12 protein-coding genes and 1 pseudogene are annotated in these 14,262 nt (G+C 67.5%); 8 read left to right on the top strand and 5 right to left on the bottom strand.

All coding sequences use genetic code 11. The features are described from left to right. The 5 genes and pseudogenes from CAM01S_RS15135 to CAM01S_RS11085 all read right to left on the bottom strand — a co-directional run. Positions 1–294: pseudogene (locus CAM01S_RS15135) on the bottom strand (hypothetical protein); the annotation flags it as partial. Further along, complete coding sequence (locus CAM01S_RS11070) at positions 291–1,826, bottom strand: rhamnulokinase (protein ID WP_281176703.1); 1,536 nt, start codon at positions 1,824–1,826, stop codon at positions 291–293. The pseudogene CAM01S_RS15135 and the gene CAM01S_RS11070, both read right to left, overlap by 4 nt. A gap of 7 nt (positions 1,827–1,833) precedes the next feature. Next, positions 1,834–3,921 carry a bifunctional rhamnulose-1-phosphate aldolase/short-chain dehydrogenase gene (locus CAM01S_RS11075; RefSeq protein WP_083527981.1) on the bottom strand — a complete coding sequence of 696 codons (2,088 nt, stop codon included), beginning with the start codon at positions 3,919–3,921 and terminating at the stop codon, positions 1,834–1,836. 31 nt (positions 3,922–3,952) lie between these two features. Then, positions 3,953–5,125: an L-rhamnose isomerase gene (rhaI, locus tag CAM01S_RS11080; RefSeq protein WP_066521311.1), complete on the bottom strand. Its 1,173-nt coding sequence runs from the start codon at positions 5,123–5,125 to the stop codon at positions 3,953–3,955. A 114-nt stretch (positions 5,126–5,239) separates the two neighbouring features. Beyond that, positions 5,240–6,451, bottom strand: a complete 1,212-nt coding sequence (locus tag CAM01S_RS11085; protein ID WP_169795868.1) for a LacI family DNA-binding transcriptional regulator — start codon at positions 6,449–6,451, stop codon at positions 5,240–5,242. A gap of 64 nt (positions 6,452–6,515) precedes the next feature. Here CAM01S_RS11085 and CAM01S_RS11090 point away from each other — a divergent pair, with 64 nt between their 5' ends. The 8 genes from CAM01S_RS11090 to CAM01S_RS11125 all read left to right on the top strand — a co-directional run bounded on the left by CAM01S_RS11090 (position 6,516) and on the right by CAM01S_RS11125 (position 14,251). Beyond that, a complete protein-coding gene (locus tag CAM01S_RS11090) occupies positions 6,516–7,745 on the top strand; it encodes a sugar ABC transporter substrate-binding protein (protein ID WP_245631625.1) in 1,230 nt (409 codons plus the stop codon). A 61-nt stretch (positions 7,746–7,806) separates the two neighbouring features. Further along, on the top strand, positions 7,807–8,742 hold the full coding sequence (locus CAM01S_RS11095) for a carbohydrate ABC transporter permease (protein ID WP_066521319.1): 936 nt from the start codon (positions 7,807–7,809) through the stop codon (positions 8,740–8,742). A 77-nt stretch (positions 8,743–8,819) separates the two neighbouring features. After that, positions 8,820–9,605 (top strand): carbohydrate ABC transporter permease, encoded by a 786-nt coding sequence (locus CAM01S_RS11100; protein WP_245631639.1) that lies wholly within the window; start codon positions 8,820–8,822, stop codon positions 9,603–9,605. A gap of 44 nt (positions 9,606–9,649) precedes the next feature. Further along, on the top strand, positions 9,650–10,447 hold the full coding sequence (locus CAM01S_RS11105) for a ThuA domain-containing protein (RefSeq protein ID WP_066522175.1): 798 nt from the start codon (positions 9,650–9,652) through the stop codon (positions 10,445–10,447). Then, positions 10,444–11,598 (top strand): Gfo/Idh/MocA family protein, encoded by a 1,155-nt coding sequence (locus CAM01S_RS11110; protein ID WP_066521325.1) that lies wholly within the window; start codon positions 10,444–10,446, stop codon positions 11,596–11,598. Before CAM01S_RS11105 ends, CAM01S_RS11110 begins: the two co-directional genes overlap by 4 nt. A gap of 203 nt (positions 11,599–11,801) precedes the next feature. Next, positions 11,802–12,386 carry a hypothetical protein gene (locus CAM01S_RS11115; RefSeq protein WP_066521328.1) on the top strand — a complete coding sequence of 195 codons (585 nt, stop codon included), beginning with the start codon at positions 11,802–11,804 and terminating at the stop codon, positions 12,384–12,386. A gap of 69 nt (positions 12,387–12,455) precedes the next feature. Further along, positions 12,456–13,388, top strand: a complete 933-nt coding sequence (locus tag CAM01S_RS11120; RefSeq protein WP_066521332.1) for an ABC transporter ATP-binding protein — start codon at positions 12,456–12,458, stop codon at positions 13,386–13,388. Then, the gene (locus tag CAM01S_RS11125; RefSeq protein WP_066521335.1) at positions 13,385–14,251 is read left to right on the top strand and encodes an ABC transporter permease; all 867 of its coding nucleotides are present in this window, start codon (positions 13,385–13,387) and stop codon (positions 14,249–14,251) included. Before CAM01S_RS11120 ends, CAM01S_RS11125 begins: the two co-directional genes overlap by 4 nt. Positions 14,252–14,262: the final 11 nt, after the last annotated feature.

Consider the following 14,262-nt stretch of genomic DNA (forward strand, 5'->3'; position numbering starts at 1 on the left):
CGGTGTGCGTCGCGCCGCGATCGCGCGGAGGTCCCAGATCGTCAACGCGTTGTCGAGCCGTCGTTTCCGCGCGTTCAGCGTCGGCTTCTTGAACTGCAGCAGTGGCGCGAGATCCCGAACCTTCGGCAGCTGCCGCTCCACGCCGATCCGCGCATCCGTCGCGGCGGCAGGCCCGGGCATCGGCGCTCCGGTCGCCGGGTCGACAAGGTGCGCTCCGGCGCTGCCAGCGCTGCCGGCACCGCGCGGGTCAGCCGCGCTCGCTCCAGAGCCGGTCGAAGAGGACGTCGTCGTCATACAGAGTTCCTTACGCTGTCGGGTCGAGTGGCGGGTGTGCGCTGCGCCAGTCGGGAGGCCCGTGGCAAGTATCGGACGAGCCGCACGGACCGCGCGACCCGGCTGCGCAGCGCGTCCAGTGAGGCGCCGGCGAGACCGCCGAGCCCCGCGGCGCGCGCCTGGACGAGCACGTTGCCGAGCGCCGTCGCCTCGACCGGTCCCGCGAGCACGGGACGTTCGGTCCGGTCCGCGGTGAGCTGGCAGAGCAGCGCGTTCTGGGCGCCCCCGCCGACGACGTGAACCACGCGGATCGCGCGCCCGGTCACGCGCTCCAGGGCCTCCACCGTGTCGGCGTAGGCGGCCGCGAGCGATTCGAGGATGCTGCGCACATGCTCGGCGGGGGACGTGGGCGGTGCGATGTCGTGCTCGCGGCACCATGCGTCGATCCGCTCGGGGATGTCGCCCGGCGGCGTGAAGCGCTCGTCCATGGTGTCGAACAGGGGGACAGGATCGGTGACGTCGGCGGCGGCGGTGAGGAGCGCCTCCAGATCGATCGTGTGGCCGGCCCGCTCCCAGGTTCGGATGCTCTGCGACAGCAGCCACAGCCCGGACACGTTCTTGAGGAACCGGACCCGTCCGTCGACGCCGCCCTCGTTCGTGCAGTTCGACGCGCTCGCCGCCGCAGTGAGGATCGGCCGCTCGAGCTCGACCCCGACGAGGGACCAGGTGCCGGATGAGATGTACGCGAAGTCCGGGTCCGTCGCCGGCACCGCCACCACCGCCGACGCGGTGTCGTGCGACCCGACGAGCGTCACTCCGAGGGAGGCTGGCGCCCCGAGCTGGGCGTGGACGGATGGGAGCAGCTCGCCGAGGGCATCGCCCGGAGACCGCAGCACCGGGAGCAGGCCGGTCGGAACGTGTGCGGCCGCGCGAATCGCCGGATCCCACATGCCGGTCCGGGCGTTGCGCAACCCGGTCGTCGACGCGTTCGTCGTCTCGGCGGCGGCCTGTCCGGTCAGCCAGTACCCGACGAGGTCTGGGATGAGGAGCGCCCGGTCTGCCGCGTGGACCAGCGGGTCGGCGGCCATCTGGAACACCGTGTTGAACGGGAGATGCTGCAGCCCGGTGCGCTGATAGAGCTCCGCGGGATCCATCGCCCGCTGCACGGTCGCGACACCCTGGGTGTGGCGCGCATCCCGGTAGTGATACGGGAGGCCCACCATGCGTCCGCCCTGCAGGAGCGCGTAGTCGACGGCCCAGCTGTCGACGCCGATGCTGGCGAGCAACTCCGCCTCACGGTCGGCCCGCTCGACGGCGACGCGGAGACCGTCGAGCGCCTCGGCGAACAGGCTCGGCAGGTTCCAGTGCAGCGCGCTCCGATGGTCCTCCCAGAGTTCGATCGGCTCGTTCGGGAACCGGGCGATCTGCTCCAGCTGCACGCGCTCCCGGTCGACGTGCCCCACCATCACCCGGCCGCTCGTCGCACCGAGATCCACCGCCGCGACGGAGCCGCTCCCTGCAGAACGTGCGCCCTGCCCGCTCGACGCCACCACGGCCTCCCTACCGGAGGAACGCGGCGGCCACGCCCGCGTCGACAGGGACGTGCAGCCCGGTGGTGTGCGAGAAGTCGTCCGTGCAGATCGCGGCGACGGCGTTGGCGACGTTCTCCGGAACGACTTCACGCTTCAGGATCGTGCGTTGCGCGTAGAACGCGCCGAGGTCCTGCTCGTCGATCCCGTACGTCTTCGCGCGATTCGCTCCCCAGCCGGAGGCGAAGATCCCGGAGCCGCGGACGACGCCGTCCGGGTTGATGCCGTTGACGCGCACCCCGTACTCGCCGAGTTCCGCGGCAAGGAGGCGCACCTGATGCGCCTGGTCGGCTTTCGTCGCGGAGTAGGCGATGTTGTTCGGGCCGGCGAACACGGAGTTCTTGCTTGAGATGTAGATGATGTCGCCGCCCAGGCCCTGGTCGATGAGGACCTTCGCCGCCGCCTTCGAGACGAGGAATGAGCCTTTCGCCATGACGTCGTGCTGGAGGTCCCAGTCGGCTTCCGTCGTGTCGAGCAGGCTTTTCGACAGCGATAGTCCCGCGTTGTTCACGACGAGGTCGAGTCCGCCGAAGTGGAGGAGCGTCTCTGTGATCGCCGCGTCGATGTCGGCCGCGCTCGTGACGTTCGCGGCCACGCCGATCGCGCGGTCCGGTCCACCGATCTCCGCTGCGGTCTGCTGAGCCTTGCTGAGGTCGAGGTCGGCGATGACGACCGCGGCGCCCTCCGCCGCGAGACGTTTCGCGATCGCCTTGCCGATCCCTGACGCGGCACCCGTCACGAGCGCGATGCGGGTCGCGAGCTTCGCAGGTTTCGGCATCCGCTGCAGCTTCGCCTCTTCCAACGCCCAGTACTCGATGCGGAACTTCTCGGACTCGTCGATCGGCGCGTAGGTGCTCAACGACTCGGCCCCGCGCATCACATTGATGGCGTTGACATAGAACTCACCGGCCACGCGGGCGGTCTGCGCGTCCTTGCCGTAGGAGAACATGCCGACGCCGGGCACGAGGACGATCAGCGGGTCGGCTCCGCGGATCGCCGGGCTCGTCGCGTCGGCGTGCCGGTCGTAGTACGCCTGGTAGTCCGCGCGATACCGCTCGTGCAGGTCGTGGAGGCGCGTGATCGACTCCTCGACACTCGCCGTGGCGGGCAGGTCGAGGATGAGCGGCTTGACCTTCGTGCGGAGGAAGTGATCGGGGCAGCTCGTCCCGAGCGCGGCGAGCCGGGGTGCGTTCTCGCTCGCGAGGAAATCGAGCACGACCGCGCTGTCGGTGAAGTGGCCGACCTGAGGTCGATCGTGGCTGGCGATGCGCCGGATCGTCGGCGCGAGCGCGGCCGCTCTGGCGCGCCGCTCCGTGTCCGGCAGCGCTTCGTATCCGGGTCGGACGGCACCGAACGGCTGCGCCTTCCCGTGATCTCGGATGAAGGCCTCGGCAGTCTCGATGATCCAGCGGGAGTTCGCCTCCGCCTCGTCGGATGTGTCACCCCACGCGGTGATGCCGTGGCCTCCGAGGATCGTGCCGATCGCGTCTGGATGCTGGTCCTTGATCGCCGCGATGTCGAGTCCGAGCTGGAAGCCCGGTCGGCGCCACGGCACCCACACGACCTTGTGCCCGAAGATGCGCTCCGTCAGCGCGGGGCCGTCGGCGGCGGTCGCGATCGCGATCCCCGCGTCGGGGTGCAGATGATCGACGTGCGCGGCATCGACGAGGCCGTGCATCGCGGTGTCGATGGACGGCGCGGCTCCGCCCTTGCCGTGCAGGCAGTAGTCGAACGCGGCGACCATCTCGTCCTCGCGCTCCACTCCCGGGTAGACGCCGCGAAGCGCACGAAGACGGTCGACGCGGAGGACCGCGAGTCCCGCTTCCGTGAGGGTGCCGAGGTCGCCACCCGACCCCTTGACCCACAGCAGCTCAACCGACTCGCCCGTCACCGGGTCGATGCCCGCTCCCTTGGCGGAGGTGTTGCCGCCGGCGTAGTTCGTGATCCGCGGGTCCGCGCCGAGTGCGTTCGACCGCGCGAGGAGTGCCGCCACGGTCTCGTCGGCGGACGTGGGATGCGATGCGGGGTTCACCCGTGCCTCCAGGCTGGTATCGGTCATCGTGCGATTGATTCGGTGTCGAATGCGCCGGTCAGGCGCCCCAGCCGGCCTGCACGCCGCCGACCCGTTCGTCGGCGATCTGCCGCTGGTAGCCGGAGTCGAGGTAGGCGCGCATCGGATCCCCGGGCAGACCGCGGGCTTCGCGCCACGCGGCGAGCGCCGGCCGAACGTCGGTCTGGAATGCGTCCATGAAGATCGCATTCGCGGCGAGGACGTCGTGTGCTTCTTGCGCCGCCGTCAGGGCGACCCGGTCGAGGAGCAGCGCCCGCGCCGTCATCTCCTGCACGTTGAGCACGGAGCGGATCTGACCGGGGATCTTGTCCTCGATGTTGTGGCACTGATCGAGCATGAACGCCACGTCCGGGTTCGCGTAGCCGCCGCCGCGGATCACTTCTACCAGGATCCGGAAGAGCTGGAACGGGTCCGCGGCACCCACGATGAGGTCGTCGTCGGCGTAGAAGCGGGAGTTGAAGTCGAAGCTCCCGAGCTTGCCGAGGCGAAGGAGCTGCATCACGATGAACTCGATGTTCGTGCCCGGGGCGTGATGACCGGTGTCGAGGCACACCACCGCGCGGTCGCCGAGCGCCGCGACCTGCACGTAGCTCGTCCCCCAGTCGGGAACGTCGGTGTGGTAGAACGACGGCTCGAAGAACTTGTACTCGAGCACGAGGCGCTGATCGGGGCCGAGCCGGTCGTAGATCGTGCTGAGGCTGTCGTGCAGACGGTCCTGTCGGGAGCGCATGTCCTCCTGGCCGGGATAGTTCGATCCCTCCGCGAGCCAGATCTTGAGATCACGGCTCCCCGTCTGGTGCATGACGTCGATGCACTGGAGGTGGTGATCGATCGCCTTCTGCCGTACGGCCGGGTCGACATGCGTCAGGGCGCCGAACTTGTAGTCGTCGTCCTGGAACGTGTTCGAGTTGATGGTGCCGAGGCGGACGCCGTGCGCTTCAGCGTGGCGGCGGAGGTCGCCGAAATCGTCGACGTGGTCCCACGGGATGTGGAGCGCAACCGTCGGCGCGAGTCCGGTGTGCTTGTGGACCTGGGCGGCGTCCGCGATCTTCTCGTACGGGTCGCGTGGTGTGCCGGGCGTCGCAAAGACCTTGAAACGCGTGCCGGAGTTGCCGAACGCCCAACTGGGGAGCTCGATCTGCTGCGCGGCGAGCTGGTCGCTGATGCCGCCGATGTCGACAGGGCCTGTCATCGTGTCACTTCCTCGTGTCACCGCACGTGCAGTGTTGAATCGTTTCACGAGCGTAGCGCGTTCGACCGCTGCTCTGCAAGGGCCACTGAACCGCTCCTACTGGTCGCCGAGAAGCTAGCTCCCTGACGACGAGCGCGCGCGCGGTCGGACGGCTGCGACGGTCCCCCCGGGGTGCAGCGGGCAGGGAATGAGCACCTGTGCGCGCGGCGCATCGCGTCCTTCGAGGCGCGCGATCAGCGCCTCCGCGGCGGCCCTGCCGACCTCCGCGCCGGGCGCTTCGTAGACGGTGAGCGCGGGTTCCGTCAGCTCGGACAGCGATCGGGCCGTCGCCAGCGACACGATGGACATGTCGCCGGGCACATCGATGCCGCGGTGGGGGAGCGTGTTCACGAGCGCGAGGTTCACGTCGTCATGCATGCCCAGGACTGCCGTCGTCGCTGGCGCCTCGCGCAGCAGCCGGTCCGCGAAGCCCGTGACCTCGCGTGCCCTGTGGCCGATTCGAAACACGCGTCCATGGAGCCGACGAGCGCTGACGATCTCCCCGAACGCTTGCTCGGCACGGAACGGAGGCGCGTATCCGGCAAGCGGCGTCCCGCTCACGTCCTCGACCACGAGTGTCAGATCACGGTGGCCGAGTGCAGCCAGGTCATCGATCGCCGTCTCGACAGTGCGTTCGAAGTCGATGTCCACGTAGTCGATGCCGTCGAGTTCGCGGGTTCTGCCGATGAGGGTGAACGGTGCCTCCATCGTGCGGAGATGTGCGACGCGCTCGTCCTCGAGCTGCACCTCCATCAGGAGCACGCCGTCGACGAGCGCCGCCTGGATGAGCGACGTGATCTCGGACGTCACGTTGTTGCTGTGGAGCGGCCAGAGCACGAGGTTGTACCCGTGCTCTGCGGCGGTGGTGGCCGCCGACTCGACGAACCGGTGTGGGTAGCGGTGGTCGAGCATCGGGTAGATCAGCGCGAGGATGTGCGTCTTCCGGCTTGCGAGCGCCCGAGCCATGCTGTTCCGCCGATAGCCGAGGTCGGCGATCGCTTGGAGAACCCGTTCGCGGGTGGCCGGCGTCACTGGCTTCGTATCGTTCACGACGAACGAGACCGTGGAGATGGACACGCGGGCGCGGTCGGCGACCTGCTGCATCGTGACCACGGCGTGCGACTCCTCGTCTCGGGCTGCGGTCGGCAGCCGGTCGCGCTCAGTATCGCACGCGCCTTCGGCCAGTTTGAGTAAAGCGCTTGACTTTCCTTCCGCGGGGTGCCCAGAATGCTGGCCAAGCACTTCCGAGTGATCGACGAAGACCTCGAGGTCTTCTTTTTTGGGCAATCGGTCAAGCGCTTGACCGCGCCTCAAATCGGAGCGGCATTCCATCGAGCAAAGGAGCTCTTTCGTGAAGAAGTCACGCATCGTCGCGATGCTCGTCACCGGTGCAGCGATCTCGCTGTCACTGGCCGCCTGTTCGTCAGGCACACCCAGCAGCGGTGGCACGCCGACCCTGACCGTCGAGGACTACTACACGTCGAACCCGGCGACCGACGGATACACCTCCACCTACAAACAGTGCGGCAGTCAGATCGGCGCGAAGATCAACGCTGTCCATATCGCCGGTGCGTCGCTCATCCAGAAGGTCCTCCAGCAGGCTTCGTCCAAGACGCTCCCGGACGTCCTCATGCTCGACAACCCCGATGTGCAGCAAATTGCCGCAAGCGGCGCGCTCGCACCGCTGAAAAACTTCGGTGTGTCAGCTCCGTCGGGCGACGTGCCCGGCGTGGTCAAGGCAGGCACCTACCAGGGGCAGGTCTACGGGCTCGCGCCGGTGATCAACTCGATCGCGCTGTACTACAACGTGGACATGCTGAAGGCGGCAGGTGTCACGCCGCCGAAGACCTGGGACGAGCTGCGCGCCGACGCGAAGAAGCTGACCGATCCGAGCAAGAGCGTCTACGGCTTCGCGATGAGCAACATCAACACGTACGAGGGAACGTGGCAGTTCCTGCCGTTCTTCTGGACGAACGGCGGCAACGAGAAGAACATCGATACGCCGCAGGCTGCGCAAGCGCTGCAGTTCGATGTCGATCTGCAGAACGACGGCTCAATGTCGAAGAGCTCGGTCAACTGGAATCAGCAGGACGTCAACAACCAGTTCGTCGCGGGGAAGGCGGCGATGATGATCAACGGACCCTGGCAGCTCCCGGTTCTGAACGGCACCAAGGGTCTCAACTTCGCGAGCGTCCCGATTCCGACGCGAACGGCCTCCCAGAAGGTGGTGTCGCCCCTCGGAGGGGAGACGTTCAACGTCCCGAACACTGGCGACAAGACCAAGATGGCCCTCGCAGCCAAGCTCGTGCAGTGCCTGAACACGCCAGCGACTCAGTTGAAGATCGCGAAGTTCTCCGGCAACGTGCCGGCGGATGAGTCGTCGGCCGCCACCTTTGCGAAAACGCACCCGCAGGTGCAGTCGTTCGTGCAGACCGTGAAGACGGCACGCGCTCGCACCGGCGAGCTCGGCCCGAAGTGGCCAACCGCTGCGACCGCCATCTACACCGCCGTGCAACTCGCGCTGACCGGGAAGGCGAGCCCGCAGGCCGCCTTGCAACAGGCCCAGGCGCAGAACAAGTAGTCGCGGATCGTGGGGGCCGGTACTCGGTCCCCACCCTCCAACTCACGCAAAGGAGCGTGCAATGGCTTCAGTCGACGCAAGCGTCGCAGCTCGCGCAACCGGCAGCCCCCGCCGCCGTCGCCGAGTCAGCAGGGCGATCACCCGCTGGCTCTTCGTCGCCCCCGCCGTGGTGTTCGTCCTCGTATTCTTCGGCTATCCGATCGTGCAGAACATCGTGATGTCGCTGCAGAACTACACGACGAGCACCTTCTACACCGGCATCGCACCGTGGGTCGGATTCTCGAATTACACGAGCGTCTTCGCCAACCCGATCTTCGTGACAACAGTCGTGAACACCGCGCTGTTCACGGTCGGATCGATCGTCATGCAATTCGCGATCGGCCTCGGTCTCGCGCTGTTCTTCAAACGGCATTTCCCGCTCAGCGGATTCCTCCGGTCCTTGCTGCTGCTCCCATGGCTGCTGCCGCTCATCGCCTCGGCCGCCGTCTGGAAATGGATCCTCGACCAGGGGAGCGGCGCGCTCAATCAGTTTCTCGCGATCTTCGGCGTTCACCCCGTTCCGTGGCTCGTCAGCCCGAGCCTCGCGCTCATCGCGGTCATCGGTGTGAACATCTGGCTCGGGATCCCCTTCAACGCGACGATCCTCTACACCGGACTCCAGGCGGTGCCGGAAGAGCTGTACGAAGCAGCCTCGCTGGACGGCGCCGTGGGCTGGCGTGCGTTCTGGCACATCACGTGGCCGAGCATCCGCTCGGTCGTCACGGTCGTGATCGTTCTCGGGGTCGTCCTCACGCTGAAAGTCGTAGACATCATCCTCGGCTTGACCGGCGGCGGCCCGGCGAACTCGACGCAGACGCTCGCCACCTGGGCCTACCAGAACTCGTTCGTGCAATTCGCGTTCGGCAAGGGGGCTGCGATCAGCAACGTGCTCATCGTCGTGTCGCTGCTCTTTGCGCTCGTCTACCTGTACATGAATCGAAAGGGAGTCGACGAATGACCGCAGACGCAGTGATCGCCGTCCCGAGGACGCGAACGCGGGCGCAGCCGCCGCGTCGCCGACCGGTGCGGTGGCCGATGACCGTCCTCGGCATCGTGTTCCTCGCGATCATGGTGTTCCCCGTCTACTGGATGATCAACACGAGCCTCCAGTCGAACTCGGGAGCCGCCAACACGGCATGGTTCCCGCTCCATCCGACGCTCGCCGGGTACCAGGTCGCGATCCAGCAGCAGGGCGCCAATCTCGTGACCAGTCTCATCGTCGCGCTGAGCACCGTCGTGCTCACGATCCTCATCGCGACGCCCGCCGCATACGGGCTCGCGCGGTTCAAGATGCGGGGCATGACGGCATTCGTCTTCGTGCTGCTGATCACACAGATGATTCCCACGATCGTCATCGCGAACGCGCTCTACACGCTGTTCAACGACTGGAACCTTCTGAACTCGGACCTCGGCCTGATCCTCGCCGACAGCGCGGCGCAGATCCCGTTCGCGATCATCCTGATGCGTGCGTTCATGGCGTCGATCCCGCAGAGCCTCGTGGAAGCGGCGCTCGTCGACGGAGCGAACAACCTTCGAGCGTTCCTGTCGATCGTCGTCCCCATCAGCAAGAACGCGATCATCACGGCGGCGCTGTTCACGTTCCTCGGCGCGTGGGGTGACTTCCTGTTCGCGCTGACACTCACCACGACGCCCGCGGTGCGTCCGATCACGCTCGGCATCTACAACTACATCGGCGCCAATGTGTCGCAATGGGGACCGGTCATGGCGACCGCGGTGATGGCCTCCGTGCCGGCCGGGGTGCTGCTGATCCTCGCCCAGAAATACATCGCCGCCGGCGCGCTCGGCGGCGCGATCAAGTGACGCCGAGTACATCGAATCTCACGTCCACGAAGAAGGAGAACCCCGTGAACCACACCCCCGAGCATCCGTTGCGCGTCGTCGTCTGGGGCGAGAACCGGCACGAGCAGGTCGAGCCGCACGTCGCCGAGATCTATCCGGACGGCATGCACACGGCGATCAAGACCGCCATCGAAGACCACCTCGGCACGGCGGCGACGGTGAGCACAGCGCTCCTCGACGACCCGGAGCACGGCCTGACCGAGGAGCGCCTCGCCGAAACCGATGTCCTCACGTGGTGGGGGCACGCGGCGCATGGTGAGGTGTCGGACGCGGTCGTCGAGCGGGTGCACCGCCATGTGCTCTCCGGGATGGGGCTCGTCGTTCTGCACTCCGGTCATTGGTCGAAAATCTTCCAGAAGCTCATGGGGACAACGTGCACGCTGCGCTGGCGCAGCGAGAACGACCGCGAGCTCGTCTGGACCGTCGACCCGACCCACCCGATCGCGCAAGGCGTTCCCCACCCCATCGAGATTCCGCAGCAGGAGATGTACGGCGAGCAATTCGACATCCCGAAGCCTGACGAGATCGTGTTCATCAGTTCCTTCACGGGCGGTGAAGTGTTCCGGAGCGGGATCACCTATCGCCGCGGCAACGGCAAGATCTTCTACTTCAGCCCGGGCGATCAAGACTTTCCCGTCTACCACCACAAGGACGTCCGCCGAGTGATCGCGAACGGTGTGCAATGGGCTGCGTCGGACCGCTCCGAACGCGCCGTGCCGACTCTGCTCCGCTACGAGACCGGCGACTTCTTCACCGGGCGGAGCTACCAGGGCGCCATGAACAATCGGGCGGACGACGAATGAGCTTCGCGACGATCGACGCTGAGGGGCCGATCCGCGTCGTCCTCGTCGGCGCCGGGAACATGGGCCGACACTGGCTCGACGTCATCGCCCAGACGCCGGAGATCACCCTCGTGGGCATTGTCGATCTCGACCTGGAGCTCGCGCAACGAACCGTTGCCGAGCGCAGGCTGACTGTCTCCGTCGGCGCGTCGCTCGCGGAGGTGGTCAACGCGTCGACGGCTCAGGCTGTGATCGACGTCACGGTGCCGCCCGCGCACCACGCGGTGAACACCGAAGCGCTCTTCCTCGGACTTCCGGTGCTGTGCGAGAAGCCGATCGCGCCGACGGTTGCCGATGCCCTGTCGCTCATCGCCGCGGAGGAGGTCTCCGGACAGCTGCTCATGACCAGCCAGTCCCGCAGGTACTATCCGGCGCTCGCCGAGCTGCGCGAATTCGTCGGCACGCTCGGCGAGATCGGCGCCGTGACGACCGAGTTCTTCAAGGCTCCGCACTTCGGCGGGTTCCGGGACGAGATGGACCATCCGCTCCTCGTCGACATGGCAATCCACGCCTTCGACGTCGCCCGCTACCTGCTGCACGCCGATCCGGTGGCGGTCGACTGCCGAACGTTCAATCCGTCGTGGAGCTGGTATCGCGGCGACGCGGCTGCCACCGCGGTGTTCGAGTTCGCGGACGGGGCGCGATACACGTTCACCGGCAGCTGGTGCAGCCCCGGCCTGGAGACGTCGTGGAACGGATCATGGCGAATCAGCGGTGCGCTTGGAAGCGCCACGTGGGATGGCGAGGGGCGCCCGACGGTCGAATACGTCGACGACGCAGGGGGAGCCTCCCGCCCGACGGGCGCGGCCCCGAGCGAAGGGGGACGCTCCGAGATCGCGGGGGCGCTCGACGAGTGGGTGCACGCCCTGCGGACGGGATCCGTGCCGTCGGGCGACGTGCACGCCAACGTCTTCAGCCTCGCCATGGTGGAGGGCGCCGTCCGTTCGGCGGAGACGCTGCGGCGCGTGTCCGTCGATGAGGTCCTCGACGATGCCTACGCGATCGCGCTCGAGGCCGAGCGTCGGTCCGACGTGCGCGCCGCGCTCGCCGCGTGGGGGTCCGCACGGGCGCACCTCGTCGACCAGGAGGCCCGAGTCGCCGCCGCCGGGTGAGCATGCGGCACGGCTCGCGCCGGTCCGACGACGGTGCAGCCGTGCGTGTCCCGGCCGGATGCCCACGCGGGGACGCGCGTCCTGACCTTCACATCGTGAGCGTCCTTCGATACTGTCGAGGTGCGTCGCCGGAGGGCGTCGCACCAGAGGGGGGCGCGGTGAAGCGTTTTGGAACAGTCGGGGCAGGACTTGCGATTTGCGGGGTGACGATGTCGCTCGCCGGCTGCGGAGCGGCGAGTTCGGGCACTGCTGGCGCGGCACCGCTGCCCCGCCAGGCCGCGGCGAGCGCGTCCCCATCGACGATGCCGGACGCGCCGACGGTTCCAGTGCCGGCGCCGGGCGTCAGCGCCGATGCGGCAGCCCAGGCGAAGGCCGGCGCGTGGCTCGCCGGTGCTGTGCTGCCTCCCGGTGCGCAGCGGGTCAGCGAACCACCATCGGGAACGTCGATCGACAACGAGACGCAGGGATGGTGGTGCGCACCCATGGCCACTGCCGATGCCTACTGGACCATCAGCGGCATGGACATGGTCGCCGCAGCGAACTGGCTCCGCACCCACCCGAGCGATGGGCTCGCTGTCGTCTTCCCGCAGCTCGAAACGCCGGCTGCCGACCTCACCAATGATTCGGTGAACGATTTCGCGACGCCGACGGCCAAGGAGGGCATGACGTTCGAGCTCGCGCGATGGGGTTCCGGAACCGTCGTTCATCTTCAGATCGGTGTTCTCGCGGCGAATTCGGTGTGCGCGAGTGCCGCGCCCGGTACCGAGCTCGGTACCGCGGGAGGCTGAGCACATGCATCTGCAAGTCATCCTTCGGGAGGACGCGGTGACCTGGGCGACGACCGTAGCCTGACGACCATGATCGAAGTCGAGCATCTGACAAAACGGTACGGCGCGAAGCTCGCGGTCGATGACATCTCGTTCGTCGTCCGCCCCGGCAGTGTCACTGGGTTCCTCGGGCCGAACGGCGCGGGCAAGTCGACGACGATGCGCATGATCATGGGGCTCGACCGTCCGACCGCTGGCCGAGCAACCGTCAACGGGCATGACTACCGAACGCTGCGCGACCCGATTCGCCAGGTCGGCGCCCTGCTTGAGGCGCGTGCCGTGCATCCGGGGCGCAGTGCGTACAACCATCTGCTCTCGCTCGCCGCAACGCACCGCATCCCGAAGCAGCGGGTGCATGAGGTCATCGAGATGACCGGCCTCGAGTCGGTCGCACGCAAGCGGGTCGGCGGATTCTCGCTCGGTATGGGTCAGCGGCTCGGCATCGCGGCAGCGCTCCTCGGCGATCCGCGCACGCTGATCCTGGACGAGCCGGTCAACGGTCTTGACCCCGACGGTGTGATCTGGGTGCGCAATCTCGCGCGTTGGATGGCCTCCGATGGGCGCACCGTGTTTCTGTCGAGCCATCTCATGAGCGAGATGGCGCAGACCGCGGATCGCGTGGTCGTGCTCGGCCGCGGTCGCGTGCTCGCAGATGCGCCGATCTCCGAGTTCGTCGCGGGCGCCGGGGTGAGCGGCAGCACCGGGCTCTCGACCGCACGGACGGTTGTGCGGACACCCGATCCCGGAGCGCTCTTCGAGGCCGTCGGAACCGGACCCACGGTGGAGCAGCGCTCGGACGGCTCCTTCCTGGTGGTGGGCGCCGATGCCGCAACCATCGGCGACGCGGCCTGCCGGGCAGGCGTCGCCCTCCATGAACTCACGCCCGTCGGCGCGACGCTCGAAGAGGCGTATATGGCGCTGACCCGCGACGACGTCGAATACCGATCGGAGAACGTCCGATGACCGCCGAGACCAGCGCTTCGACGCGTCGCTCGCAGGGACCTTCCTCGCTCCCACCGTCGAGCAGGTTGTCCTTCGCCGCGCTCGTCCGCAGCGAGTGGATCAAGCTCCGAAGCATCCGCTCGACCGTGTGGTGCTACCTCATCCTCATCGCGCTGACTCTGGGACTGGCCGTTCTCGTCGGCTCGGTGACCAACCGGGGTGGTGCCGCGATGCCGCTCCGTGACGCGAACATGACCTTCGTCATCGCGAACACGGCGAGCGTCTCGCTGACGGCCCTTGTCGTCGGCGTGCTCGGGGTGCTCATCATCACCGGTGAGTACGGCACCGGACAGATCCGGTCGACGTTCGTCGCCGATCCGCGCCGAATCGGCGCGCTCCTCGCGAAGGCTGCAGTGCTTGCCGCGGTGACGTTCGTGGTGAGCATCATCGCGACCTGGATCGGCGTCGCCGCCTCCGCCGGTCTGCTCGCCGGGAACAACGTGCACGCCCACCTAGCAGACTCCGCGGTCTTCCTGCCGATCGTCGGCGTATCCGTCTACGTCGCCCTGCTCTCGCTGTTGGCGTTCGGGATCGGCTTGCTCGTTCGCTCGAGCGCAGGCGGGATCGCGATCACGCTTGGCATCATCCTCGTGCTGCCGGTCATCATGACGGTCCTCGCTTCGCTCACGCACGCGCAATGGGTGGCGGACGTGACGCAGTTCCTCCCGACCGAAGCCGGGCATCAGTTGTATGCCTACAGCGGGGCGACGAGTTCAGGTCCCGGCGTCCACCTCAACGGATGGACGGGATTCGCGGTTCTTGCCGGCGAAGTTCTCGTGGTCGGCGCAGCGGCGATCGCCATCGCGCGGCGACGCGACGTCTGACGCACCCGGTC

This window comes from Curtobacterium ammoniigenes NBRC 101786, assembly GCF_001571045.1.
Lineage (GTDB): Bacteria > Actinomycetota > Actinomycetes > Actinomycetales > Microbacteriaceae > Curtobacterium > Curtobacterium ammoniigenes.